19 protein-coding genes and 3 pseudogenes are annotated in these 25,473 nt (G+C 70.7%); 7 read left to right on the forward strand and 15 right to left on the reverse strand.

What is annotated here, in order from left to right; genetic code table 11:
- Nucleotides 1-174: 174 nt before the first annotated feature.
- Genes AB0I10_RS23040 through AB0I10_RS23075 form a run of 8 tightly spaced genes read right to left on the reverse strand, consistent with a single transcriptional unit; the run spans nucleotide 175 to nucleotide 13,860 of the window.
- Entirely contained in the window at nucleotides 175-4,350 is a 4,176-nt protein-coding gene (locus AB0I10_RS23040; protein ID WP_363154443.1) for a tetratricopeptide repeat protein, read from the reverse strand.
- Complete coding sequence (locus tag AB0I10_RS23045; protein ID WP_363154444.1) at nucleotides 4,347-6,122, reverse strand: toll/interleukin-1 receptor domain-containing protein; 1,776 nt, start codon at nucleotides 6,120-6,122, stop codon at nucleotides 4,347-4,349. The genes AB0I10_RS23040 and AB0I10_RS23045 overlap by 4 nt, the downstream gene beginning before the upstream one ends.
- Nucleotides 6,119-8,032: a hypothetical protein gene (locus AB0I10_RS23050; protein ID WP_363154445.1), complete on the reverse strand. Its 1,914-nt coding sequence runs from the start codon at nucleotides 8,030-8,032 to the stop codon at nucleotides 6,119-6,121. The genes AB0I10_RS23045 and AB0I10_RS23050 overlap by 4 nt, the downstream gene beginning before the upstream one ends.
- Nucleotides 8,029-8,370 (reverse strand): hypothetical protein, encoded by a 342-nt coding sequence (locus tag AB0I10_RS23055; RefSeq protein ID WP_363154446.1) that lies wholly within the window; start codon nucleotides 8,368-8,370, stop codon nucleotides 8,029-8,031. Before AB0I10_RS23055 ends, AB0I10_RS23050 begins: the two co-directional genes overlap by 4 nt.
- Nucleotides 8,351-9,901 (reverse strand): hypothetical protein, encoded by a 1,551-nt coding sequence (locus tag AB0I10_RS23060; protein ID WP_363154447.1) that lies wholly within the window; start codon nucleotides 9,899-9,901, stop codon nucleotides 8,351-8,353. Before AB0I10_RS23060 ends, AB0I10_RS23055 begins: the two co-directional genes overlap by 20 nt.
- The gene (locus AB0I10_RS23065) at nucleotides 9,898-11,391 is read right to left on the reverse strand and encodes a hypothetical protein (RefSeq protein ID WP_363154448.1); all 1,494 of its coding nucleotides are present in this window, start codon (nucleotides 11,389-11,391) and stop codon (nucleotides 9,898-9,900) included. Before AB0I10_RS23065 ends, AB0I10_RS23060 begins: the two co-directional genes overlap by 4 nt.
- Nucleotides 11,388-13,442 (reverse strand): Hsp70 family protein, encoded by a 2,055-nt coding sequence (locus tag AB0I10_RS23070; protein ID WP_363154449.1) that lies wholly within the window; start codon nucleotides 13,440-13,442, stop codon nucleotides 11,388-11,390. Before AB0I10_RS23070 ends, AB0I10_RS23065 begins: the two co-directional genes overlap by 4 nt.
- A 16-nt stretch (nucleotides 13,443-13,458) precedes the next feature.
- Nucleotides 13,459-13,860 carry a hypothetical protein gene (locus AB0I10_RS23075; protein WP_363154450.1) on the reverse strand — a complete coding sequence of 134 codons (402 nt, stop codon included), beginning with the start codon at nucleotides 13,858-13,860 and terminating at the stop codon, nucleotides 13,459-13,461.
- A gap of 476 nt (nucleotides 13,861-14,336) precedes the next feature.
- Between AB0I10_RS23075 and AB0I10_RS23080 the strand changes: the two genes are divergently transcribed.
- The 5 genes and pseudogenes from AB0I10_RS23080 to AB0I10_RS23100 all read left to right on the forward strand — a co-directional run bounded on the left by AB0I10_RS23080 (nucleotide 14,337) and on the right by AB0I10_RS23100 (nucleotide 17,036).
- On the forward strand, nucleotides 14,337-14,930 hold the full coding sequence (locus AB0I10_RS23080) for an AAA family ATPase (protein WP_363154451.1): 594 nt from the start codon (nucleotides 14,337-14,339) through the stop codon (nucleotides 14,928-14,930).
- A gap of 311 nt (nucleotides 14,931-15,241) precedes the next feature.
- Nucleotides 15,242-15,622 carry a VOC family protein gene (locus AB0I10_RS23085; RefSeq protein WP_363154452.1) on the forward strand — a complete coding sequence of 127 codons (381 nt, stop codon included), beginning with the start codon at nucleotides 15,242-15,244 and terminating at the stop codon, nucleotides 15,620-15,622.
- A gap of 228 nt (nucleotides 15,623-15,850) precedes the next feature.
- Nucleotides 15,851-16,054: a hypothetical protein gene (locus AB0I10_RS23090; RefSeq protein ID WP_363154453.1), complete on the forward strand. Its 204-nt coding sequence runs from the start codon at nucleotides 15,851-15,853 to the stop codon at nucleotides 16,052-16,054.
- A gap of 53 nt (nucleotides 16,055-16,107) precedes the next feature.
- Nucleotides 16,108-16,572, forward strand: a complete 465-nt coding sequence (locus AB0I10_RS23095) for a hypothetical protein (protein ID WP_363154484.1) — start codon at nucleotides 16,108-16,110, stop codon at nucleotides 16,570-16,572.
- A 34-nt stretch (nucleotides 16,573-16,606) separates the two neighbouring features.
- A pseudogene (locus AB0I10_RS23100) lies at nucleotides 16,607-17,036 on the forward strand (VOC family protein).
- 31 nt (nucleotides 17,037-17,067) lie between these two features.
- Here AB0I10_RS23100 and AB0I10_RS23105 read toward each other — a convergent pair.
- From AB0I10_RS23105 to AB0I10_RS23135, 7 genes and pseudogenes are all read right to left on the reverse strand, one after another.
- On the reverse strand, nucleotides 17,068-17,766 hold the full coding sequence (locus AB0I10_RS23105) for an HAD-IA family hydrolase (protein WP_363154454.1): 699 nt from the start codon (nucleotides 17,764-17,766) through the stop codon (nucleotides 17,068-17,070).
- Nucleotides 17,767-17,827: 61 nt separating this feature from the next.
- Nucleotides 17,828-18,508, reverse strand: coding sequence for a phosphatase PAP2 family protein (locus AB0I10_RS23110; protein WP_363154455.1), 681 nt, complete (start codon nucleotides 18,506-18,508; stop codon nucleotides 17,828-17,830).
- A 10-nt stretch (nucleotides 18,509-18,518) separates the two neighbouring features.
- Complete coding sequence (locus AB0I10_RS23115) at nucleotides 18,519-19,454, reverse strand: M56 family metallopeptidase (protein ID WP_363154456.1); 936 nt, start codon at nucleotides 19,452-19,454, stop codon at nucleotides 18,519-18,521.
- 138 nt (nucleotides 19,455-19,592) lie between these two features.
- Nucleotides 19,593-20,183: a DUF5134 domain-containing protein gene (locus AB0I10_RS23120; RefSeq protein ID WP_363154457.1), complete on the reverse strand. Its 591-nt coding sequence runs from the start codon at nucleotides 20,181-20,183 to the stop codon at nucleotides 19,593-19,595.
- 176 nt (nucleotides 20,184-20,359) lie between these two features.
- Nucleotides 20,360-20,437, reverse strand: a pseudogene (locus tag AB0I10_RS23125) (VOC family protein); the annotation flags it as partial.
- Between the two features lie 85 nt (nucleotides 20,438-20,522).
- Nucleotides 20,523-20,726, reverse strand: a pseudogene (locus AB0I10_RS23130) (peptidoglycan-binding protein); the annotation flags it as partial.
- A 349-nt stretch (nucleotides 20,727-21,075) separates the two neighbouring features.
- Entirely contained in the window at nucleotides 21,076-22,620 is a 1,545-nt protein-coding gene (locus AB0I10_RS23135) for a hypothetical protein (RefSeq protein WP_363154458.1), read from the reverse strand.
- A 520-nt stretch (nucleotides 22,621-23,140) separates the two neighbouring features.
- Between AB0I10_RS23135 and AB0I10_RS23140 the strand changes: the two genes are divergently transcribed.
- Both AB0I10_RS23140 and AB0I10_RS23145 read left to right on the forward strand, forming a co-directional pair.
- The gene (locus tag AB0I10_RS23140; protein ID WP_363154459.1) at nucleotides 23,141-24,043 is read left to right on the forward strand and encodes a hypothetical protein; all 903 of its coding nucleotides are present in this window, start codon (nucleotides 23,141-23,143) and stop codon (nucleotides 24,041-24,043) included.
- Between the two features lie 402 nt (nucleotides 24,044-24,445).
- Nucleotides 24,446-25,090: a hypothetical protein gene (locus AB0I10_RS23145; protein WP_363154460.1), complete on the forward strand. Its 645-nt coding sequence runs from the start codon at nucleotides 24,446-24,448 to the stop codon at nucleotides 25,088-25,090.
- Nucleotides 25,091-25,473: the final 383 nt, after the last annotated feature.

Here is a 25,473-nt window from a genome sequence, read left to right on the forward strand (position 1 = left end):
CCGGACGTGCGGGGACGCGGACGGGCGGGGACGCGGACGTGCGGGCACCTGCCCGGCCGGCCGATGGACACCGCCTCCACCACCACGGCATCAGGGAAGTCGCTGACGCGCTCCGCTCGCACATCGATCCCCGGAATCACCGCACTCTCAAGTGCCTTGCTCGGGCGGTGGCGGTCATTCCTCCGTCGGGCGTACCGCTCGAAGGATCTTCCGGATGCTCTCGATCCGCTCCTTGTCGGTGAGAGTCCCGGAGTGCAGGAGCCCGGACGCGCACTCCGCGCACACCTCCACCACCCCCTTGAGCTGCTTGCGCAGGGGCGCGCGATTCTCGCCGGTGGCGGAACGCATCTGCTCACGTACCGCCAGCGCCTGTTGGTAGAGCGCGACGGCCAGATGGTAATGCGCCTCCACGTTGTCCGGATCCTGCTCCAACAGCTCGCGCAGATCGTTCGAGAGCGCACGCGTGGCGGTCACGGGGTCCAGACCGCTGCGGTCCTCGGTCAATGTCGCCGCCACGACCAGCAGTCGGAGGTCCTTGACGGTGTCGGGGTCGGTCCACCGCGCGAAGTCCTCGGCGATGCTCGACGCGGTGGGGGTGTTGTTCCCGGAGTTGATCCAGAGGTTGTAGGCCTCGGTGAGCAGGCCGCGCAGCCGCTCCTCGTCGGAGCCGTCGTCATCGTCGAGGAGCTCCCGCACCAGGTCCACGGCCTCGGCGAACCTCCCGCGGGTGAGGTCGAGACGGACGAACGACAGGGCGACCTGCCGTCGCCCCCGCGCACCGAACGCCTCACGCCTGGCCCTGGACAACACCTCCTGGGCCTCGTCGTGCAGGTCGAGGGTGGCGAGAAGCACGGCCAGGGTGCGGGCGGGGCCGGTGGCTCCGGGGAGGCGCTCCACCCAGCGCTCCAACGAGGTCACGGCAGCCGTGAGGATGTCGCGTTGCCGGTCGTCGGCGGGGAGGCCGGACTTCCTCAGGTTGTCCAGGATCCCGAACGCCGACTCCACGGACGCGTAGTAGAGGCGGTGCGGGTCGTCGAGGAGGTCGGCGTACCGCTCGGGGATGGCGTCGCCGTTGCGCCCCCAGGAGCGCGCCATGCGCCGGAACCGGTCGGAGAAGTGCCGCGTGGCAGGGCCGGACGCCGACTCGTCGGCCGCCGCGTAGATCCGCCCCAGGGCGAAGTCGCAGACGAGCTCGGAGAGTTGGTTGTACCGCTCGATGGCCTCCGTGGGATCGCCCTGGACACCCACCTGCTGGGCGACGCGCCGCATCGCCTCGTCCGCCGGATCCAGGGGCAGCGAGTCGACGAGGCTCAGATTCGCGATCACGTCGCCGGAGTGCTCGGCGAGCGGCCATTCGGCGTCCCGGCTCCGTGCAGCCTTGACGAGTCGGTCCTTCCACAGGAGCCGGCCGCGCGCCCATTCCAGGTGCGCCTCCTCCTCGGCCTCATAACGTGGCCTCCGGGTGCGCCCCCGCGCCTGGGAGGCCTCGCGGTACGCCTCGTCGATCATCTTGCGGCACAGCTTCCCGAAGGGGGCCCGGACCCTGGGCGGCAGCAGCCGTACGGCTGCTGCGACGGCGGCCGTACGACGGTCCCGGGCGGCGGCCAGCTCGGTGTCCTCGACGGAGCGGCCGACGCCGAGGAGGAGGGTCGCGCCGTGGTGGGAGAGGGCGTGGTTGAGCTCCTCCAGCCGTAGATGGGCGACAGCGGTCGCGACCTTGCCGGCGCTGGCCAGCACCGGCACCACCTGCCCCGAGTCCCCGTCCGGCTCCCGGCCGGCCGTGCGACGCGGGCAGAGGGGGGCCGTGCCGAAGGACGCGGCCAGAACGCGGTGCAGTTCGGCGCGTTCGGCGGCGCCGCGGCGGATGTCGCCGTCCAGCACAGCACCCAGATACAGCGCTTCGAGATGGCGGCTCCACGCCTGTGCGGCCGGGCCCAGGTCCCCGGCGGAGGTATGCGCCACCGCGAGGTTGCGCAGTACGGCGGGGTGCAGGGGGTCGTCGGCGAGCATCGCGTTCCAGCGCCGCCGGGCCGCCGTCGTCCGCCCCAGCCGCAGATCGGTCTCCGCCTGCTGCCCGCCGAGGCAGGCGCGCAACAGGGCGACAGCCTCCCGGTGCCTCAACCCGACCGGATAGGCGTCCAGCGTCCGCCAGGCGTCCGAGAAGTTGGCGTCGAGGCTCTGCTCGGCGGCGGCCCGGGCGTGGTCGACCCGCTCTCGGGGACCGGCTTGGGCGGGCAGCGGCGGGGGAGCGGGGCGCCGATCGGGAGGCGGAACGGATGAAGAGGGCGGAGCGCCGGTTGCCGTCGGGGCATCAGCGGTCGTACGGGGCTGCTGCCCCTCCAGTTCGGAGAGGCGTTCCGCGAGAGCGAGGGCGGGCGGCGAGGGCATGGGCGTGACGGTGGCGAACTCCGCCTGCTTCGCCGCCAGCTTCTTGCGGACCCTCTTGGTGAGGATGTTGCGCAGACTGCCCGGGCCTTCCTGGAAGCGCGTCTCGCATTCCTCCAGCCGCCGGTGGAACTCGGCGAAGGGCATGACCAGGCCGGATGCCGAGGTCTCGGGGGCTTTGAGCTGTTGCAGGGCCTCCAGCCGGCCCATTCGTACGGCTTCCAGACGGTCCACCAGGTCGGTGAGGATTCCCTGGTCTCCCGTGGCGCGGGCGTAGTCGGTCTCGTGGTCCACTGCGGCCTTGGCCAGGGTCTTGGCGTGGTCGAGCGCGTCGTTGGTGAGGCCGGACAGCCGGGCGGCCACCTCCTCGAACAGGGCCAGCTGTTCGTCGGGGGTGGGGGTGTGCGGGGCCGGTGCGGCGGTCGGCCGCTCCAAGGCGGACAGGCGGTCCTCCAGTGACCGTGCCTGGTCCGTGGGCGCGGGTGCGGTCGGCGGGAAGTCCTTCTCCTTCGCCGCCAGTCGCTTGCCGATCCGCTTGCTCAGGATGGTCCGCAAACTGCCCAGGGGCTCCTGGAACAGGGCCAGGCACTCGCCCACCCGCCGCTGGAACTCCTCGAAGGCCATCACCAGACCGGACGGCTCGGAGTCCTGGAACCGTTGCAGCTCCTCCAACCGGGCCTGCCGCACGGCCTCCAGGCGTTTCACCAGGACCGTCAGGACGTCCCGGTCCCCGGAGACCCGGGCGTAGTCGGTCGCGTCCGCCACTGTGGCCGAGGCCAGGGCTTTGGCCTGGGCCTGTGCGTCCTTCGCGAGGTCGGTCAGGCCGGCGGCGGCCTCCTCGAAAGCCGCCAGCCGCTCGTCGGGACCCGGCGCGTCCGGCGCGGCGCGATCGGACCGTTGCGGGACGTCCGCCATCGGCTCGGCCGGGTCGGGGTCGAGCTGCTCCGCCACCAGCCGCAGCGCCTTCTCGTACCGCTCAGGATCGCCGTCGGTGAACTCCCGCGCCGCCGCGTGGGCACCCAGGTCCGGGAACCGGAGCGGGCGCCAGAACAGGCGCCGGCGGTGAATCAGCGCGATGAGCACGTCGGGCAGGGAGCGCTCGGCGAGGCAGTCGGCGAGCCGGGCCGGGAGTTCGGCGCGGTCGGTCTCGAAGAGGTCGCAGACCAGGTGCAGCAAGCGCGTCGCGGGGCGGTCGTCCGGCGGCAGCCGCTTCGCCAGGCGACGTACGGTCGCGCTCGGATAGCCGTACACCATCCACTGCACGGCGAGGACGGTGAACGCGGCCGTTCCGCCCCGGCGGCGGCCCGCCAGCTTGACGATGCTCTCCAGCTCGGCGGCGAGTACGTCCCTGGTCTGCGTCGTCGTGTTGCCGCGCAGTCGGCTGTCGGCCACCATGTCGTGGATGCCGGTCCACCGGCACTCTCCGGGGCGCAGCAGCGGCAGTGCGGGCGGCGGCGCCGCTTCTGAGCCTTCCGAGCCTTCCTCTGAGTCTTCCTCCGAGTCTTCTGAGCCGAAGTCGTGGGCGCCCTCGCGGATCTTGGCGGCGATCGTCTCGGCACGCGCGCGATGGTTCTCGTCGGAGCCGCTGGGGCCCTGCCGTTGTTCGTCGAGTCCTCGGTGCGCGAGGCTCAGATGGGCCCAGATGCGGTGGTTGGCGGGAGACAGGGTGGCCGCCGCGGTGAACCAGCGGACGGCTGCGTCCAGTCGCCCGTGCCGCAGGTAGAGCAGCCCGACGTGGTACGGGTGCTTGGGGTTCGTGCCGTCCAGCCGGTGGGCGCGCGTCAGCATGGTCAGCGCGGTGACCGCGTCGGTGGTGGGATGCACGCCGATCCGGAAGCAGGCCTCGACGACCGCGTCGAACTGGCCCTGGGTGAGCTGCTGTCCTTCCTCCAGGTCCGACCACAGCCCGTTGACCATGCGCCACAGCACCTCGGGCCGGTTCTCCAGCGCCGTACGGGATGTCATGCCGGTTCCTCCTGCTCCTTCCGGGGAGCCGCGCTCGCGTCGGCGGCGTCCAGCTCCTCGGGCGAAAGGACCAGCAGACGCTCCCCGTCCGACACCGCCGCCCGCCGCCCGTCCGGGGACACGGCCATCGGGTGCCCGGAGAGATAGGTGGTACGGCCGTCGCGGACCAGGGCGTGGGAGCCGTCGGGATACTCCAGCACCAGCAGCCGCCCGTCCTGTCCGGAGCTCACCGGCCGGGCGCCCGGCACGGTGCGGAAGCCGACGCGCACCGCCAACTCGGCGTCGAAGGAGACACCGTGGCCTTCCGCGTCGACGATCGCGGTCAGTTCGCCACCCGGCAGTGTCCCGGTGATCGCCGTCACGGGCTGGGTGACCTGCAGTAGCCGTCCACCGGTCAAGTCCAGCCGGTGCACGCGGTGTTCGCCGACGAGGAGGACGAAGTCCCGTATACGCGTGACGGCGAGAAGCACCGGTTCCAGGGTGTGCTCCGCTCCGGCCCGGCCCCCCGCATAGTCGGCGTAGTCGGTGAGCTTCCCGTCGAGACCGCCTACCAGCAGACCCATGCCGTCGGCCGCCAACACCTGGACGCCGGACCGGTGTTCCAGCACCAACTCCGGCTCCTCGACGTCGAGGGACAGCGACCACACGGACCCGCCCCACATACCGACGTACAGGACGTCCCCGGCGAAGGCCAGCGCGCCCGGCACATTGAGCCGCGCACCGTGCGGTGCCGGGAGATCCACGACCCGGGTCCGCCCGTCCGGGGCGGCCAGGACCACCCGCCCCGACCAGTCGGCGACGGCCAGGCAGTGCTCCCCGCGCGCCCACAGCCGGGGCCGCTCCCCGAGCTCCGCCGTACCGGTGGCCTGGTACTCGGCCGAATGGAACGTCAGGGTCCGCCCGTTGCGTACGGCCAGCGCCCGGCCGTCGGGGAAGAAGACCGGGTGTCCGCGCGCGGCGAGGACAGGACGGTCGGGCTCGTCCCAGGACGGCTGCTCTTCGGGTGCCCGCACCGCGAAGGGCGCGGTCGTCGCCGGTTCGCAGCCGGGGGCGGTTGCGACGAGCCGCACCTCGGCGGCGGGCGTACGGAACGCGAGGTCGCCGAAGACCGCGGTGCTCCCGGTGACCGACGCGGACAGTGTGCCGGTCAGTTCGGCGGTGGGCGGTTGCGCGATCAGGGCGACCGTCGCCCCGGCCGGCCACGGGGACACGCCGTCCGGTGCCGTGCCGGTCACCTTCAGGGGCGGCAGCGTGTGACCGGCGACCACGCCGGTGACCGGTGTGTCGAACCGGAGGGCGGTACGGGTCTCGGCCGGGCGCAACCCCACGACCTTGCACACCTCGTCGATCCAGTGCGGCCGCGCCGTGGGGATCCAGTTGATCCGGTGCACGATGTAGGGGACCTTCGCGGCGGCCGCGGGATCGATGAGCAGCGGGATGAGCCGGCCGCCCTCCGGCGGGTTCAGCTTGTACGCCTCGTGCAGCTCCCACTGGCAGACGTCCTTGTCGAAGTACGTCTGCGAATAGAGCGCCACCACATGGCGGCTGCGGGGCAGCGCCTCCTCCAGGAAGCTCTGCCAGTCCGCGCCCAGGGGTGTGCCGCTGGTGCGGGACACATCGAGGTAGATCCTCGGCGTCGCGCCGTCGGCGGTCACACACTCGGTCAGCGCGTCGTGCAGGTCCTTGGCCTGGATGTAGTCCTCGCGGGCGTAGCTGATGAACACGTCCCAGTGGTCGGTGCCGGACGCGGTCCCCGTGGTGTCCGTCGTCATCCCAGCGCCTTCGAGATCGTGCCGATCAGCTCGTCGAGCAGCTTCAGGTCCCGGGGGTCCAGGGTGTTCTTGGAGCCGCGGCGCAGCTTCTGGGCGTCCTGGAGGATTCCGGCCACCTTCGTACGCAGCGTGTACGGATCCGGGGGTGGCGGCGGAGCGAGGGGTTGGGGCAGCAAGGGGTCGGTCCGCGGCCGGGGCGGCTGGACCAGGTCATTGAACCGCATGACGAGATCCGACACCTTCAGACCCGTCTTCACCCGGTCGAGCTCCGCGCGGCGCGCGGACACCAGTTCCGCCAGCTTCTTGCACGGATCGCCCCCGGTGCTCTTCCCGGCATTCCGGCGCGCGTCCCTGATCCGCGTGGCCAGTTCGTCGAGGGAACGGGCGAGCCGGTCGGCCGCCGCCACGTTCGGGACACCGCCCGTCACCGTGGACATGATGGTGTCGTACGTGTCGTAGAGGTCGCCGACGATCTCGGCGTCCGCGATCTCCGCGAGCCGCTGGCCGATCGCCTTCTCCAGCTCCCGGACGACCTGCCTGCCCTGCTCGGACCGGGCCGCCGCCTGCACTGTGGGAAGCCCGCGTTGCAGGGCGGTCAGCCAGGTGTGCAAGGTGTCCAACCGGTCGGGGGACACCCCGCTGTTCACGGACTTCATGGCGGCGACGTACTCGGCGATCGCCGGGTTGATGACCGACGCCTCCTGCCAGCCCCTGATGGCCTCCAGCAGTTGGCCGGCCTGGGTGATGGTGGGGTCGCGCCGGGCGATCTCGGCGCAGGCCGCCGCCCGGTCCGGATCGCGGCCCACCCGCAGAAGGCAGGCGGCGTAAAGGAAGTTGAGCCAGCGGAAGCCCGGTACCAGGGGCAGGACACGGGCCAGCACCTGCTCCGCCGCGTCGGCGAGGCCGGCCTGCATCAGGGCCGTGGCCGTCTGCCCGTCCGCCTCGGCGATCAGCGAGTAGACGTCGTCGGCGCGGTCGTCGGGCAGCTTCGGCGCCGGTGGCGAGGTGCGCTCCCGACTGGTGATACACAGGGCGAGGTAGGCGTCGAAGTCGTCGATGACGACGTTGTGGCGCCAGCGGGGGGCCATGCGGGCCAGCTCGGTGCGGGCCAGGCGCGGGTTGCGTGCCTTGAACGCCTGGACGGCCGGTTCGGCGGCGGAGCGGAGGTACGACAGGAGCAACCTGCGTGCCAGCGCCGACACCTGATCCTTGTCGACGTCCGCTTCCTCGGCGCCCCGGGTGGCGGTGTCGAGGGCCTGTTCCAGTGCGCCCTGCTTGGCCTGGCCGAGGGCGACGAGATAGGACAGGGAGCCTTCTTCCGGGGCCAGTTCCAGGAACGCCTCCGCGCGCTCAAGCGCGCCCCGCGGATCGGAGCGGGCTGTCCGGGCGTAGGCGCTGATCTCAAGTGGGATGAGACGACGGCGCAGTTCGCGGTGGAGCTCACGGACCTGCTCGCGCAGATCGGCCTCCATCGGCTCGTCGCGCAGCGGACGCAGGATCCGCAGCGCCTTCACCTGGTCCTGCCCGTCCAGGCGGTACATGCAGAACGCGCGCAGATAGCGGGCCTCTTGGTGCTCAGGCTTGTTCTGCAGGTATTCGGTCAGGAGCTCCAGGGCGATGCCGTACTCGCCGTCATGGGCGTTCGCCCGGGCGTCCTCCAGGAGGTCTTCGCCGTCGTCGTCGAGAATCAGTGACAGGTCCGTGAGCGTTCCGGCTACGGGCGTCAGATCCAGCAGGCGGTCCGGAACGGGCTGGGAATCTGCCTTTCGGGCCAACTCCTCCAGCCGTCGGTCGTGTTCGGCGAGATCCGCCTGGCGACCGACCTCGGTGAACTCGAAGGACGGCGTCCGCAACGACTGGACGGGGTTGATCTCCCGGAACGAGTGGCGGTCATTCGAGGTACCGGTCACGAGTACTCCCCTCCGAGCTCCGGCGACTCCCCGATGTCCGGCGCCTCGCCGGGTTCGGGCACGGTGCCCAGCGCGTGTTCGGCGAGCTCCCGGCAGAGCAGGTACTCGGCCTCCTGGTCCACCTTCACCAGGAGCAGCAGCACCCGGGCCAGCCCGGCCTGTTCGAAGAGCTGCTCCTCGTCCGCCGCGGGCCGGTGCTCCACGGGCGGCAGCCGGTCGAGCAGCGCGGCACGGTCCGCCGTACGACCTCGTCCGGGCACAAGTCCGGCCAGCCACCCCGTTGTCGGTGCGCCGGCCCGTCGCCCGGGCACGATCCGGCTAGGCACGATCCTGGTCATCGGTCTCCTCGGGCAGCAGGATCTCTCCGGTACTGGTGATGAGATTGCGCTCGGCTCCGTGCAGGACCTCGGCGCCGTCGGCGTACACCTGGGACGCGGCCTCAAGTTCCTCCAGCAGCGCGCGCAGGGCGAGCTTGGACGGGTCGTCCTCGTCGAGGTCGCGGAGCCTCGGGTACACGATCAGTTCGACACGGCGGCGCAGCGCCTCGGAGCGGCGCCGGAAGTCGTCCAGCGGCGCCCGCTGCCGGGGTACGGCTGAGGTGTCGAGGTCGCCCGGGTCGCCGAACCGCGTGAACTTCGCTTTCAGGCGCCGGTATTGGGCCTGGTCCTCGAGGGAACGGTCGGGATCCTGGAGGAATTCGCCCACGAGGACGAGGTATCGGGAGATGGCGTCGCCCTCCCCGCCGAGCGCACGCTCGCGCTCCATGAGGTCCAGTACCTCGGGCAGCTGGATGCCCTTGGCGAGGTTGGTGCCCCCGTCCAGTACGGCGAGGGCCTGTTCGCGCTCGGGCTGGCTGAGGGCGAAGTAGTAGCGGACCATTCCCTCGACGAGGGCGGCGTCGCCGAGTTCGGGATCGGCCTCGCGCACCGCGGCCGCCCTCCGCTCCAGCTCCAGGAAGTCGGTGAGCCACGGCGCCCCGGACAGGGCGGGCTTGCGCAGCCACTCCCGCACCAGTGCGAGCAGCCTCAGCAGCGCGATGCCGGTGCGCAGCAGTCCCGTGGTGGGGTCGTCGGCCGGGCGTTCCGCCACCTGCCGCACCAGCTGGTCCAGCCGCTCGCCCAGCTCGCCCGGATCGCCGTCCGCCCAGTCGCAGACGAGGATCCCCAACTCGGCCTCGGTCGTGGGCAGTCCGCGCTCCTCGGCGCGTCCGCGCGCTCCGGTGAACGCGTCGCGGGCCTCCTCGGTCTGGCCGTCGAACACCGACTGGACGCCCTTGACGAGCTGGAGGTCGTTCACCTCGGGCGGGATCCGGTCGGTGAGCTCGCCGAGCTCCCGGACCCGGTCGAAGTGGTGCAGCGCCCCGTCCGTCTCCCGCCGCCGCCAGTGCCCGACGGCGAGCTGGAGGTGGGAGATGGCGGCGATGCGGCGGCTTGCCGGGCGGGTCTCCAGCAGCGCGGTGTGCTCCGCGTACAGGTCGGTGACGCGGTCGTGGTTCTCCAGCCGCGCCTGCACCCACAGCTCCAGGTAGGCGGTGTGTTCCGTGCGGCCCTCGGCGTCGATCAGCTCGTCGAGGACGGTCGCGGCGGCGCCGTAGCGGGCCGGTTCGTACCTCCCCAGCATCGCCCGTACATAGGCCTGCGCGAACCGGATCCGGTCGAGCGCCCGCCCCCGCGGCCCCGCGTTGACGGCCTGCCCGAGCAGCCGGTCGGCCCGCTCCAGCTCGTCGCGGTCGTCGCTGTCGAGCAGCACCAGTGACTGCTCGTACGGAAGCCGCCAGCGGCTCGGCAGCACCACGAGGAAGTACGCCGCACCGGCCAGGCTGGACAGGAGCAGCAGCGGCAGGACGACTGCCAGCAGAATCGTGATCACGCCCCGGTCTCCCCGCCGCGCTTGAGGTGCAGATCCCGGACGAGGTCCGCGTACCGCATGCCGTGTTCATGGATGTCGTGCCGGGTCCTCTGGCCGCTCTCCCGGACGCGCCGCAGCCCCGCCCTGACCTGCTCGGCGACCTGCTCGGCCGCGTCGAGGCGGCCGAGCAGCAGGAAGGTCTCGGCGTAGTCGAGCATGAGGTCGAACCGCCACCACATCAGCGTGTCCCCGTCGTGCAGCCACTTGTGCACGAACGTGTTGGCCTCGACCAGTTCGCCTTGGCCGATGAGGCAGACGGCCAGCTCGTGGGCGTGGTCCCGGCGAAGGTCGGGCGGCAGCCGGTCGAACGCCGCGCGGGCCGTCGTGAGGAGCCGGTGGGCGAAGGAGCCGTCGGTGGCCCCGGCGAGCCGGCCCTGGACGACCGTCCACAGGCCGCCGATGATCGACAGCTGTGCCGTGTACGCGTCGCCGCGCTCCGGGTCCGCGTGTACCGCGCGTTCCAGCAGCGACAGTGCCTCCAGCGGGTCCCGCAGATCCTGGTGGGCGATCTCGGCGGCGAGTATCAGCAGTGGGTATCCGGGGCCGTCGACCAGCGCCGCGTGCGCGAGGCCGACGGCCTTGCGCGGTTCGCCCGCGGTACGGAGGGCACGGACCGCCGTCAGCGGGTCCATGGCGCGGTGCGCCTCGTCGAGGGCGTCGGCCAGCCGCAGCGGATCCGCGCTCCCGAGCCCCGTGGTGAGGGCGCGGAGTTGTTCGCGTACCGCTCGTACCGGCTCGACCCGCCGCATCCAGGACGGCAGCCGGCTGTCGTGCGGCCGGGGGGCGAACACCGCGGTGCAGGCCGCCCGCTGGAGGAGCCGCTCCGTGTCGGCGTCCGGCGGTGACTCGAAGCAGCGCAGCGCCGCGACGCCCAGGGCGTGCAGACCGGGGTCCCGGTCGCCGGTCGGGAGCCCGCGGGCCGCTTCCGGCGTGAGATGGGCCAGCCGCTCGGGCTCCGCGAAGACCTGCCCGAGGGAGGGTGCTCCCCAGGCAGGCAGCGGCAGGAGCAGCGGGCGGTGTCCGGCCAGCACGATGTCGGCGGGCAGGGCCACCAGTTCGGGGCCGATCGCCGCGCGCCAGGCCGGGAGCGCGCGCAGCGCCTCGGCCACGGACGCGATCCCCGAGGCCGGCTCGCGCCCGGCGAGGGCGTCGGCAAGGCCGCGTGGCGCGTCGGTCTCGTAGCTGACGACCTGGAACCAGCGGCCCGCGAGCTGCCGTTGCTCGCCCTGCTCGCCGGGGATCACCGGGACCAGGTCGGGGCGGCGCGGCCGGGTCTGCCAGGCCAGCAGTTCGGACCGCTGCTCTCCGTCGATCTCCTCGACCGGGATCAGCCGGTACCAGCGGCGGCGGCCTGGCGCGCGGTAGAGCGTGCCCCACCAGCCGACGCCGGCATACTCGGCGTCGAGCTCCGCGGCGACGGCCGCTTCGAGTGTGTCGACGGTCGTGGTCAAAGCTCGTCCTCCAGTACGTCGGCGAGCTCGTCCAGCGTGTCCTCGTCGGCACCGGCGCGCACGGCCTCCCAGAACGCGCCCAGGGCGGCGGTGAGAGCGGGCGGCGCCTGGCCGTCCCGGCCCGCGCGGAGGGCCTTCTTGACCATGCGGCGGTACTCGGCCGGTACGGCGGCGGGGTCGATCCCGGTGGCGGCGGTCTCGGCGGCGGGGGCGGGCGGCTGAGCGGGGACGACGGCCGGAGCGGGGACGGAAGCCGGAGCAGGGACGGAGGCCGGCGTCGTGGCGGTGACCGGCCCAGGCACGGTGGCGGTGACCGGCCCCGGCACCGCGGCGGCCACCGGTGACGGAACAGCGAACTCTGCGGATCCGCCCCCTTGTTGCCCCGCCGCCGAGCCCTCCGCGCCGCCCGAGGCCCCGCGGGGCCTGACCGTCGCGAACAGCTTCTCCAGCGCCGCCCGCCGCTCCGCCAGCTCGTCGAGCTTGCCGATGGTGGTGCTCTGGTCGAAGGTCGCCTCGTACTCCCGCCCGGTGTTGGTGTGGGTGACCCGTACCCCGAGCAGCCCGTTCACATCGAGCGTGAACTCGACCTCGAACTCGTGGTAGTTCTGCGGGCGGCGCTCGATGTCGTCGAGGTGGATCGTGCCGATCAAGGCGTTGTCGTAGATGTACTTGGCCTCGCCCTGATAGATGGCCGCCTCGATGCGAGGGGCCTGCTCCGGGTTGGTGTACGTCCGTACCTGGCGGGCCGGGATCTTGGTGCCGCGCGGGATCAGCACACTGAACTCGCCCTGCTGCACGCCGACGCCCAGGGTGTGCTCGGTGATCAGTGTGACGGCGTAGTCCTGGTCGTCCGCGGACCGCTCGGCGGTCGGCCGGGTCGCGAGGTCGAAGGCGGCCGAGGCCTCGAACCGGTGGGCCACGATCGCCGCGCCCCGGGCGACCAGGGTGTCGGGGTTGGCGTCACCGCGCACGAACCCCTCGTCTTGGTCGAAATGGTTCAGCAGCATCCGCTTGACCTGCGGGATACGGGTCGAACCACCGACGAGCAGGACCGCGTTGACGTGCTCGGGCAGCACGCCCTTGGCGGTCTGCGCGAAGCGCAGCGCCTCGTCGACCTGGCTCAGGGACCGGTCGAGGATCGGCTGGATCAGCGTCTCGAAGGTGTCCCGGTCGAGCTCCAGCGGAGCGGTCCCGCCGCCGAGGTCGATGGTCGTCGCGGCGCGCAGGGACAGCTCGCGCTTCGCCACCTCCGCCGCCGCCTTGATCTGCAGCCGCTCGATCTCCTTCGGCAGGGTGTCGCCGAGTTCCCGGACGATCCACTCGGCGACGGCGTCGTCGAAGTCGCCGCCGCCCAGCCGCTGGTCCCCGGCGGTCGCGATGACCTCGATCTCGTCTTCCCGGGTCTCGATGATCGACACGTCGAACGTGCCGCCGCCCAGGTCGAAGACCAGGTAGATCTGCCGCTCGGACTCGGCCCGGTCGACGCCGTAGGCGATGGCGGCGGCGGTGGGCTCCGGAATCAGCTGGCGCGGATAGAGGCCGGCCAGCAGCGCCGCCTCCTCGGTGGCCTTCTTCTGCCGCTCCATGAAGTAGGCGGGCACGGTGACCACCGCGTCGTGGATCTCCCTGCCCAGTGTCTGCTCGGCGATCCGCTTCATCTTCAGCAGCACCAGGGCACTGATCTCCTGTGGGCGCAGCCACTCGGCGCCGAGCCTGGCCCGCACGGGGTCGTCCACCTCGTAGACGCCCCGCGCGCCGAAGCGGTCGAGCAGTTCCGGCGTGAACACCGCCCCCATCTCGCGCTTGATCTCCACCAATGTGCCCTCGGTGCCCGGCCCTTCGCTGATGGCGTCCTTGGCGTCGTGCCCGACGACGAGGGTGCCGGTGGCCGGGTCGAGCCGTACGACCGAGGGCGTGGCGACGGCGGCGGACCCCTCGCGCTCGGGGTCGGCGAGGATCTTCGGGGCGAAGTCGTCGGGGTGATAGGCGGCGACGGCCGAGTAAGTGGTGCCGAGGTCGATGCCGACGACCCCGTGCAGCTCGTCTTCCATGGGGGACCTCCGAGGTTCAGTCGTCGGCGAAGCCGTCGAGCAGGTGAGTGCGGGTGAAGTCGCCGGTGAAATCGGTTCGGGCCGTGTCCGTGGGGTGGTGAACGCATTCGCCGGCGGCCGTCAGAAAGGCCTCGATCTCCCTGCGCAACACGGTCAGGCCGACGGCCTTCGCGTCCTCGTCGAGGAGCGGTTCCCAGGTCGGTACGAGGCGCAGCAGCGGGAGCGGTGGATGCCGAGCGTCGTGTGCGGCGCGGGCTTCGGCGTTCTCCAGGTTGACGGCATGCGCGGCGGCGATCTCCTCATCGCTCGCACCGCGCGCCCGCAGCCGGGCGTCGTACCGGTTCGCCGCCGCGCGGATCTCCTCGGCCGTCGCCTCCGGCGGCACGCCGAGACGCGTGTACTCGGTCGATCTGGGCACGACCATAGGTAAAGAAAAGAGCGACCCACCTGCCGTATCGGCATCGGGCATGCCAACAGCCCCCGTTCACGAACGCTACGCATCGAGTCCGAGACTGGGAGTGCTCGCGTACGACGCGGTTTTTCTTGACTCCGGACGACCATGTGCAGCCGTGATATTGCGCCGATTCTAGAGGCGCTTCGGGCAACTTGCCGCAGATCCGGAGTAGTTGCGGCCTCTGGGATCGACATGGCTGGAATTGATCCCACGCGTGCCACCGCCAGGGGGGCCGACTCCGTCGCCGAGCGGCCGGCGGACGGAGCCGGCCGCAGCTGAGCAGCTCACCCCCGACGTCCGAGGCCGAGCGGTGGGACGTCAGTGCGGTGCGTGGGTGTCCTTGATGTCGGCGAGACTGGCCTGGATATGGGCCCTGATCTCGTCCAGCCGGTCCAGCAACTCGTCCTCGCGCTGGTTGAGCGCAGTGAAAGGATCGCCGTATGAACCAGCCCACCATCGACGCGGCGACCTCGACTTCTCCGCCTGGAAAGGTGATCGTCCTCACCGGTCCACCCGGGGCGGGCAAGAGCACCGTGGCCCGTCTACTGGCCGACCGGCTGTCGCCCAGCGTTCATCTGCACTGCGACGACTTCTGGCACTTCATCAAGCAAGGCTCGATCGCTCCCTACCTGCCACACGCCCACCGGCAGAACGAGACCGTCATCGACGTTCTGGCCCACGCGGCCTTCGGCTACGCCGCTGGCGGCTACCAGGTGATCTGCGACGGCATCATCGGTCCCTGGTTCATCGACGTGTTTCGAGCCGTGGGTGAGACACGGGGCGTCGAGCTGCACTACATCGTCCTGCGTCCCGATCGGAATACGACGCTGGAACGGGCGGCCAGCCGCAGCGACGACGCACTGACCGCGCCTGAACCAATCCGCGCACTGCACCAGCAGTTCACTGACATCGAGGCATTCGAAGACCATGTCCTCGATACGACGCGCCTCACCCCGGAAACCACCGCTGACTCCGTCCTGCACGGCATCGACGAAGGTGCTTTCCTGCTTGAACCGAGGTCTCTCTCGCAGTGACCGAATCAACCGATCCGCAACTGTTGACGGTCAGGTCGCGGTCAGGTCGTGTCTCAAAGTCCGCTTCCCTCCCGCATGGCCAACAGCCTCGCCCGGCTGCCCGGCTGCCCGGCTGCCCGGCTGTCCGGCTGTCCGACTGCCCGGCTGTCCGACTGCCCGGACAGGGTCGGCCCTGAAATCATTTCGCCCGTGCTCGCCTCGTCCGGTACGGTCCCGGGATTGTTTTCACTGCTGGGAGCCCGTGGGGTTCGCGTGTGGTCTCCCCAGCACTTCCCCCCCCCGCAGTTCACAGGCTGAGAGCAGGTTTCGTTATGGCATGCCGTATCAGTGAGCTCGTGCTCGGTTGCCGCGACCCTGAGGTGCTGGCGCGGTTCTGGTGCGAGGTCCTGGACTTCGTCGTGCTTGATCGCGAGGACGACGGCACGCTGGAGATCGGGCCGCGCGAAGGGTTCGGCGGTCCGCAGCCGACGATCATCCTCAGCCGCGGGGATGAGCCGGCGAAGGGGAAATCCCGGCTGCACATCGACGTCAACGCCACCGACCGCGATCAGGACGCCGAGCTCGAACGCCTTCTGAAGCTCGGTGCTCGCCCGGCCGACATCGGCCAGACAGGGGAGGAGCAGTGGCATGTCCTGACCGACCCCGAAGGCAATGAGTTCTGCCTGCTCAAGGCCCGCCTCAACCCACTCTGATGCCCATCGGTCACGCCTCGACACCAGGGACCTGGGGTCTGCCGCGAAGTCCGGTGTGACGGGCGTGTCGTGATCGTGAAGTAAGCGAGGTCTCCGGTAGAGGGTTCATCGACCAAGAAGAACCTGAGGGGCGGCTCCGGCGGCGAGGAATTCCGGCCGGCCTTTCATCCGGCCGGCTTGGACGGTGAACTCCGATCGGTACTGGAGGACTTACGGGCCGGTCGCTGGATGACCACGCGGGATCTGCTGGCCCGCACCGGCACCCACTGGGCGCTGCACACCTCCCGCTCCCAGGTGCTGTCCGCGGTGGCCGCCGGGTCCAACGTCGTAGGAGCCTGGCTCGCGGAGGAGCCGCACTGTGCGGACGGCCGCATACCGAGCCCGTCCGAAGGGTCGCTTCCGCCGCCCCGGGGGAGCATCATCGGCGCGTGACCGATCAGCGCCCGATCCTCTTCCTCGATGTCGACGGACCGCTCAACCCATGGATGGCCACACCTCATCGACGGCCCAAGGGCTACACCGTGCTGCGAATGCGGCCCACGGGCTGGGAGCGGCCGCGCCGGGCCCTGCGGGTGTGCCTCAACCCCGACCACGGCCCGCAGCTGCTGGGCCTCGGCTTCCGGCTCGTCTGGGCGACGACGTGGAAGGCGGAGGCCAACACCTGGATAGCCCCGGTACTCGGACTGCCCGAACTTCCCGCTGTGGACTGGCCGCAGATGCACCGTCCGGACCCGGATGGTGTGCACTGGAAGACCCGCCCCCTCGTCGCGGCCGCGGCGGGCCGGCCCTTCGCCTGGGTGGACGACGAGATCGGCCTGACGGACCGCCACTGGATCGCCCGCCACCACGAGGGCCGTGCGCTCCCGCACCGCGTGGACCCGACGAAGGGCCTCCTCCCGGACGACTTCGACACCCTGCGGGACTGGGCATCAGGGCAGGTAGGAGGCTAGGGAGGCCAGTGAGGACACAGAGGAGGCACGGTCGATGGAACTCGCCCAGGTCCGGCTGCTCGTCACGGATTTCCGCGACTGCTACCGCTTCTATCGCGACGTCCTCGGACTGAAGCCGCAGTTCGAGGCCGAGGACGGTCCGTACGCGAAGTTCAGCTGCGACAGCGGCTCCGCGGGTATCGCCCTGCAGGACCGCGGGCAGATGGCCGAAGTCCTCGGCGAGCTGGCCGTGCAGCCGACCGGCTACCGGTTCCTCGTCGTCCTGCGGATCGACGACATCGACGGCTATTGCGCGGAGATCACCGCACGCGGCGCCGTCCTCGCCCACGGCCCGGCCCCGATGACGGACCGATGGGGGTACCCCCTGTTCCTTAAGAGCTTGGGGGAGGGTGGCCCACCTGACGGACCCCGAGGGGAACATCGTCGAGCTCCAGCAGTGGCTGGCACTCCGTACGGCGGAGTGACGGCCCCGACCGCCGCACGCCCCCGCGGCCCTCAGCCCACCAGGTCCAGCACCGGCCGCAGGCCGTCCGGGCGCCGGTCCACGGGCAGATGGTCCACCGGCAGATAGGCGCAGCCCAGCGCCGTGGCGCCGCCGTCCGCCGTGCGGTCGTCGCCGACCATCAGGACCTGGGCCGGGTCGAGCGCCAACTCCCGGCAGGCGAGGGCGAAAAGCTCCCGGTCCGGCTTCTGGATGCCGTGCTCGTAGGACAGCACACAGCTGTCCACGTAGCGGTCCAGGCCGTGGGCGCGCAGCACCGGCCGCAGATCCCAGCCGATGTTGCTGAGCACGCCGATACGGATATCGCGCCGGTGCAGTTCCGCCAGCACGCCGGCGGTGTCCGGGTACGGGTGCCAGGCCTCCGCCGTCATATGGCGTTCGTAGAGCGCGTCGTGCAACTCCGGGCGGGGGAGCGGCACTTGACGGGCCAACCCGGTGTACACCGCGCGGTGGCAGGCGGCTGCGCGGTCCCGGATCTCCCACCGGTCCGCCAGCTCGGCGGGGATCTCGACGGGCGAGGAGCCGCCGGGCAGCGCACCGGCCCGGTCCAGTTCGCCCGCCCGGCGGACGATCTCGGCCTCGTCCATGGCCGTGCCGGACGCGGCGAGGACGGCGCGCAGCCAGGTTTCGGCCGGCTCGATGCGCAGCAGGGTCCCGGAGAAGTCGAAGAGCACACCCTTGATCGTGGTCATGCCGGCCATCCTGTCCCGTGTGCGGCGTCCCTGTCTCGTGCGCGGGGCCCCGCCGGTCCCGTCAGCGGCCGCTGCCCGCCTGCCTCGGCCCCGAAGCCTCCGCGCGTCGCACGTACGCCGCGTACGCGCCCGCCGCCCCCGCCACCAGCGCGCCGCCCAGCAGCCACCCGCCGACGACGTCCGACGGCCAGTGCACACCCAGGTACACCCGGGTGAAGCCGACTCCGGCCGTTGAGACCGCGACCACCGCGCAGGCTGCCCACCACCGCTGTGGCCCCGCTCCGTGCAGCCTCAGCAGCCACAGCGCCAGCGCGCCCGCGACCAGCACCGACATCGCGTGTCCCGAGGGGAAGGCCGCATAGTCTGCGGTGTCCACCGGATCGGGCCACACCGGGCGGCCCCTGCCGACCGCCGCCTTCAGCGCCTGTTGCAGCGCCGTACCGGCGAGCGCGGTGGCCGCCACCCAGATCCCCAGCAGCCGTTCACCGCGCCGTACGAGCCACCACACCGCCGCCACGAGCAGCGCGCGCATCGCCCACGGGTCCCACACCCAGTCGCTGAGCACCCGGTTGATCCGCGTCCAGCCGGGCGCGGCGACGGCGGTCCGGTGCAGCCCGCCGCTGATCGCCACGTCCAGAGACATCAGCGGGCCCCAGCGGGTGACGACGAGGGCGAGCAGGACCGAGGCGAGAGCTGTGGTGAGGGTGGCGATACGGAGGTGGCCGCGCCGCGCCGGAGCCAACGCCGTCGTCCTAGGCGAGCGCGCTGAGTCCCGGCACGAACGTCACCAGGAGTGGCACCGCCGGGAGGAGTGCCGCGTATGCCGTCATCCGCAGCCGGCGGGCGGGGGTGAAGCGGGGCGCGGGTGCCAGCAGGCGGTCCACCCGGCGGGGCACCTCGGCGAGTTGGGTGGGACAGGGGCCGAACACTCCGCGGTCCTCGTTGAGTTCGACGAGCGCCAGGGCGATCGTCAGTCGGCCGAAGCGGCGTGAGGCCACGTCATCGGCGGCCAGCTCGACCAGTCGGTGCACCTGGTCGCGGAACGCGGCGAAGACCGGGATCTGCGGGAAGCCGACGGCCAGCGCCGACGCGCAGTACAGCAGGAGGTCGTGCCGGGCGCGGGCGTGACCCTGCTCATGGGCGATCAGCGCATCGAGCTGGCGGCCTTTCAGTCGTCGCAACGCCGAGGTGGTGATGACCAGTTGGGGCGCGGGATTGTGCAGCCACCAGGCCTCGGGACGGTCGTCCTCCAGGAGGACCAGCCGCGCTTTCGACGGATTCTCGCCGGGAAGTGCCGGGGAGCGGAGGAGGAGGTCGGCCCGGCGCTGCCGGCGCCGGGCGCGGGCGGCCCGCACCTCACGGGTCAGGACGACGGCCGTCCAGGCGCCGCCGCCCGCCAGGAGGAGGGCCAGCGCCCCGGCCCACGGCCCGTATGCCTGGAGCGCGTACGCATCGACGACGACCGGCGGGGCGAACCCGAACACCGGGCTGCGGATGGTCTCCCAAGCGGCGGCCGCGCTCAGCGACATCGCGAGCGCGCAGCACAACAGCACACCGGCGACCACGCACTGCCACACCCACAGCGCGAGCACCGGCTCGCGGTCGGGCCAGTCGGAACGGGCCATCAGCCGCGGCGCCGTCGCCGCGGCCAACACGCCGAGAATCATCAGCGCGAAGGGGACCATCATGCCGTCAGCCTATGAGCGCCCCGCTACCGGTGGGTACGGCCGCGCGCGTGAAGTGATGTACACCACCCTCGTTCGAGGTGTGATCCGCTCAAGAGTGCGAGGGCGCCAGGAGGGTTGGTGGAAGGCACCCGTCGCAGGTCAGAGAGTCAGCAGCATCGCGAACATCCCGATACCCATTGCCAGCCGGCACGCGCCCAGCACCTCCGGCCGCCGTACGGCACCGATCCCGCCCGGTGCCACCACTGTCGCCGGACCCGCCGCCGCCCCGGTCGCCGCCGGGGAGACCGCCGGTGCCAGCCGGAGTCCGGCGGCGATGACGAACAGGGTGTAGTAGCCGAGCAACAGGCCGGTCAGCAGCGGCACCCCGCCGGGCGCGGCCGGCCCGGTGTGCGCGGCGTGTCCGGCCGGGCCCGCGGCCGGCGCGGCCGTCATCGCCAGGGCCATGTAGACCATCGCCGCCGAGCCCACCACATGGTGCGGATGTCCGTGCGCCAGCGCCCACAGACCGGCCGCCCCGAAGACGCCGACGAACAGCCAGGGCGACCACGACGGCGGGGCCACAGCGGTCGCGGGCAGCGCCATCACCGCCATGCCCAGCCCCATCAGCGCCTCACCGCGCGCCTCCATCCGCTGTGCCGCGGTGCCCGTACGCGCCCGTGACAGGCAGTACCCGCCCGCAGCCGCACACTGCAACACCAGCAGCCAGCCGACCCACGGCGGTCCGTGCACGGAGCACCTCCCCACGCGCTCGCCGTACGGCCGCGGGCACGCCACAGCCGTACGGGACCCAGATCCCGTACGGCGGCAGGCTGCCCGCCATCGGACCGGCACACGGGAGCGCACGGGCGCAACGGGGGAGCACACAAGGAGAAGGGCCGGGCGGCCCGGCAGCCCGCGGGCGCCCGTCAGGGCCGGTAGCGCAGGGGGTGGTCGGCGGGGACCTCGGTCACGGCGATTCGGTGACCGTCCGGGTCTTCTATCCACCATGCGCCTGGTAATGCTCCTGATAGACGCCTCCGGCAAACGGAGTATCGCAAGAACACCGTCGCCACCTCTTCGGGCGGTCAGTCAGACGTTGGGGACGCGTAGCCTGTCCCAGCTGGACTTGCCGGGCATTCCTTCAGCATCACTGCCCGAGAAGTCGAACTTCCGCTGCCAGGCGGCGTAGAACTTCTCATCGCCCGATCCCCACACGTCGGTGTCGCTGCTGGACTGGTACCGGTTGCAGTCTTCGGTGACGAGCCGATTGTGTAGGGCGGGGATGATCGGCGATTTCTGACCGGTGTCAGCAGGCGTGCCGGTGTTGCGTGTCGCACGTCGACGATCACGCCGTGCCGAGGCAGTTGGCCGATGAGCCGGACGAACTTTTCAACGAAGGCGCCGGGGTCCTCTCTTCTGGCTGCACCTCAGCTCCTCCGCGATGGCCGGTACTCTCTGCCCGGCTCAGCTGAGCTCGACCATCCGGGTCCGCAGCAGCACAAGGTCCCGTGGCGCTTTGCACGCTCGACAGCCGACAGACAACCCGTTACTCGTCTTTGTCACAGCCCGCAATACACCCATAACTACGCCCATAACGCCATCGCCCAGCTCCCGCTCCCGAGCACCCGAACCACCCCGCCGCTTAGCCCTGGCGCTGGTAGGTCGTGCACCCCGCAAGTTCTTTGACGCACAACTCCACCGTGTCGTGATCGATGACATTGACGGTCGCGTCGTACACCTCGTAGAAGCATCTGTCACCCACTGCGCCAGACACGTGGAGGTACCTTCCCGCGTAGGAGGATCCTTCGCCTGTGATGGCGGCTTCCGCAGGATTCGTGTCCGGCCCGTAATCCTGCTCGCACGTGCCGGGGTCGATGCCATGGCTTCCCGCCTGGCTCCCGGTCGCCCTGTACTCATCCGCACCGATCGATTCGACGCGCAGGCGGAACTCGTCGCGGGTGAACGTGCCCACGACGGATGTCGGAGAAGCCGAGGACGGAGCAGAAGGCGAGGGCGGAACGGGGGATGAATCGTCTCCGCCCGAGACGAGGGCCCACACACCGATAGCCGAGGCGATGACGACGGAGGCGGCGGATACCGCAGCGACGGCCCACCAGCGCACACGACGCGGTGGCAGAGATCGCTGCGCGGGTGGGGGCGGGGTCGGGGTTTCGAGGGGCCAGAGTTGTGCGAGATTGTGCCGGGCAACCGCCGCCCCGGCCTCGTCGCCCAGGCGCTCCCTTATGTCGAGAGCACTCTCGAAGGAGTTCCGTGCGGTGTCGAGTTGGTCCCCGCAAAAGGCGTTCACGCCTTGTTGATTGGAGAAGAGCGCTTCGGACGCCTGGTCGCGGATCGCTCTGGCCGCCTCGATTCCCTGATTGAGAACGTGACTCCAGGCTTTCCAACGGCCTCTCATGATCAGGATTGGCTCGACTGCGCGCACCAGGCGGATCACAGCCGTCCACTCGCGGCGCTCGGCCACAAACGCGATCACGGACAGGGCCGCCGTGGCAGCGTCATCGGACTCCTCGCTGCCCGGTTCGCAGGTGACCAGCCAACTGCCGAGTTCACGTACCGAGGAGGACAGGTCCAGGTACCCGAAGAGGGTTGGCCGGTAACTGTCGGCCTGGCAGACCGGCAATCCGAACCGGTCGTTGCGCTGCTCCGCCTGACCACGTCGGCGCAGCTTCCGGAGAGCGTCGATGGCACCGTCGACGTCGCTCATGACAGTCACGAGATCACCCGGGAGCAGCGCTCCGGCCGCGAGGGCCAGGACAGCCAACACGCGGCGTTCGTGCTCGGCGAGGGCGTCGAGGCCAAGCCGGTCGAGGGTTTGCGGGTCGTGCTGGGCGTGCTCGGAAAGCTCATCGAACGCATAGTGATCCGCGCGGACGAGGGCCGCGGCCTGTCTGAGTCGCAGGGGCCGGCCTGCCACAGCGTCCACGAGTCGGGTAACTGCCGACCGTTCGGACTCGGTCAGCTCGGTCAGGGGCTTGTCCAGTTCATGTGCCACCAGTTCGTGTGCCGGGCCGTCGGGCAGGCCGGGCAGGCTCTGCGATACCCCGTGGCTCCCGAGGAAGGATTGGGGTGAGCTGAACACGAAAGAGTTGCCGGGAAGGTTGCCGATCAGTGGCTCGACCTGCTCGAAGCCGCCCATGACGTCGTCGAGCACAATCACGGCAGCCATCCCGGCGAGCTCCTCGGCGCACTGCTCAAGGGTGGGCACCATAGGGGGGTCGGATTCGTAGAACGCAGCGAAAATGCGCCGGAGCAGTTCCCTGGCATCTTCGTCACCGGCACGGAGGAATAGAGCCGGGGCGCCGCGCCTGCTGGAATCAGCGGCTATGCCGCGCAGGAGTGTCGATTTGCCGGATCCACAAGGCGCGTGGAACCCAAGGGGGCGCCGGGCGGCTATCGCCCTGCGTGCGTCCTGCAACTGTTCGTCACGCCCCAGGAGCAGAGATGGCGGCGTGACAGTGGGAGCGCTCCGCGGAACGATGTCTGGAGCCGCCGCAGTGGGCGATGTTCTCGTGATGCGGCCGCCGGTATCGCCGAGCAGCTCGATCTCAAGGTCTCCATAGCGCAGACTTCGCATCGGACCCCCTACCAGCGCCAGCCGGCGGATCTCACTCCCTCCGACACTGGGTCCCTGGGTGTCAGATGTCAAACGGAGGTGCCGGGCTCGTCACGCCGGCCGAAGGCGCACTTTGAGCCTGCCCCGGGACAAGGAGCCGGCCAGCGGGCTGGACTTCACCAACCCGGCTGCTCCCTCCGAGACCGGCCGTACCTCTCCGACTCTGCTGGTGCTGCCCCGCGGACACTACTTCGGCGGGAAATCAGGTATGGGGTATACCTTCCCCGCTCTGGAGAAGCCCGGTGCCGTACGCGAGTTGGCGGATGAGGCCCTGGCCCGGATCGGAACCGAGACCGGTGTCCGCGCTCCGCTCGGCAGGCGCATCCTCACCACTCATTCCGGAGGCGGCGCGTCGCTCATGGCCATTCTGCGGCACACCGACCCGGACGAGGTATTCGTCTTCGACGCGCTGTACGCCAACCCTGACCCGCTGATCGCCTGGGCCCGGCGCAGGATCGACCGGGCGTCGGGAGCGTTGCGGGTCCTCTACCGGGCCAGGGAGGGGGCAGCCCGCAACAGCGAGAAGGTACACAACGCCGTGCGCTCCGCCCGTTCGTGGTTTTTCAGCGTGGAGCGCACCACGGTGGGGCATTCCGACATCCCGCGACGTTACGGCTGGCGGCTGCTCGCCGACGCTGCGGCCGAGCTGCCCGACACCTCCCCGGTGCCGGGCGGCCCCTCGTCCCACGAAGCCGTCGAAGAACTCGAGTACGTCCCCGGAGGCTTCGACAGGTACCAGCAGGAGGCGCAGGACAGTCTGGCCGAGGAGACGTTCGCCCACGACCTGTACGGCGAGGACCCGGTCGGTGAGGAGACGGCCGGTGAGAGGACGGCCGGTGAGGAGATGGCCGCCGTCGATGTGTGGAACCCCGGCGAGAGCCTGCTGGAGGCTGAGGAGCTCGGCGAGGCGGCCGAGGTCGAGGCCGGCGAGTGGGAGTTGTCCACGCCGACCGGTGAAGCCGCGGAGCCCGATTGAGGTCGCCGCCGGTCGCTTCACGGTCACCGACCCGGAAGGGTGCGTGGTCACCTTCGAGCGGCAGGCCTGACCCAGGCCCGCAGCGACGTCTCCAGCTCGAGCTCGTCCCGCAAGGCCTCACCGCCCCCGCCGGCACCATCGCGACCGCCACCGCATCGGCACAGCGGTCGCGGACCGCCTCGACCGCCGCCTCGACGACGACCACGGCGCCGATCACGTCTACGACGCCGTACCAGCGTCGCCTGACAACTGGTCACATCACTTCGTACCTGGCTGGACACATCACTAGGAACCCCGACACCTGCGCCTGAGGGACGCGCGCCATGGGTGATCAACCGGCGCTGCCGAGCCGGGCGGCGCACACTGGAGTGAGTGGGTAACCCGCCCCGCGAGGTGATGACAATGAGCCGTATCCTCCCCGTAGGCTCCGCCTTTCTCCTGGCAGGGACAGTGGCGGTGGCAGGGGTCAGCGGCTGTGGTTCCTCCGGCGAGGGGAAGCCGGAGGAGTCGGGTGCGACGGTCACCAGCACCCAGACCGTCACCGAGCAGCCAACGCCCGCTCCTACCCCGTCGAGGCAGACGCAGAGTGCAACTCCCACCCTTGACGCCGAAGCCACCGTCGAGGCCTATTTCGCGGCCATCAACGCGCGCGACTACCGACGAGCGTGGGACCTCGGCGGCAAGAATCTCGACGGCTCGTACTCGTCCTTCGAAGCAGGATTTGCCGACACTGTCCAAGACACCGTGCACATCGTCGACGTCCACGGCGGCACCGTTACGGTCACGCTCGATGCCCAGCAGACTGATGGGACCGTGCGGTCTTTCGCGGGCACATACACGGTTAGGGACGGGGCCATAGTCGCCGCTGACATACGAGCTGTGGCAAGCCCGGCGCCGGATGAATCCAGCCGCTCCTATCCCCCGGGACCCCCAGCTGGCGGTCCTGACGTTGACTGTTCAGATCTTCCCGGCCCCGTCTGGGTCGGCCCCACCGACCCCCACCGCCTCGACGCCGACGGTGACGGCATCGGCTGCGACATCAACTAGAGGTTAAGTAGCGACGTTATGTGCTCATGCGCGGTGGCATCTGACGCTGTGCCAGCTGCATCGGATGCATGAGCGACCGGTCTGGACTTCAAGCCGCCCTAACGCCGGCCTTCAAACCAGCTGTGATCAAGTCTTGGACCGCCTGCTGGTGAAGCCCGAGGCTAGTGCGAGTCCGTGATGCGCCCTCCCCGCGTCAGCGTCCGCCCCTGCTGGCCCTGAGGCGGCGTGCACCGCCTCAGGGCCTCGGGATTCGAGGCGTGCGTTGGCCCATTCCTGCGGCGCCTGCGTCGTGCTCCGGCTGGTTGGTGATCCAGATGCGACGGTCGAGACGCAGCGGGAGCATGGGTATGAACCCTGGTCGGCCTTGGAGAATCCCGGAAAAT

This window comes from Streptomyces sp. NPDC050636 (genome assembly GCF_040654775.1).
Classification (GTDB): Bacteria; Actinomycetota; Actinomycetes; order Streptomycetales; family Streptomycetaceae; genus Streptomyces.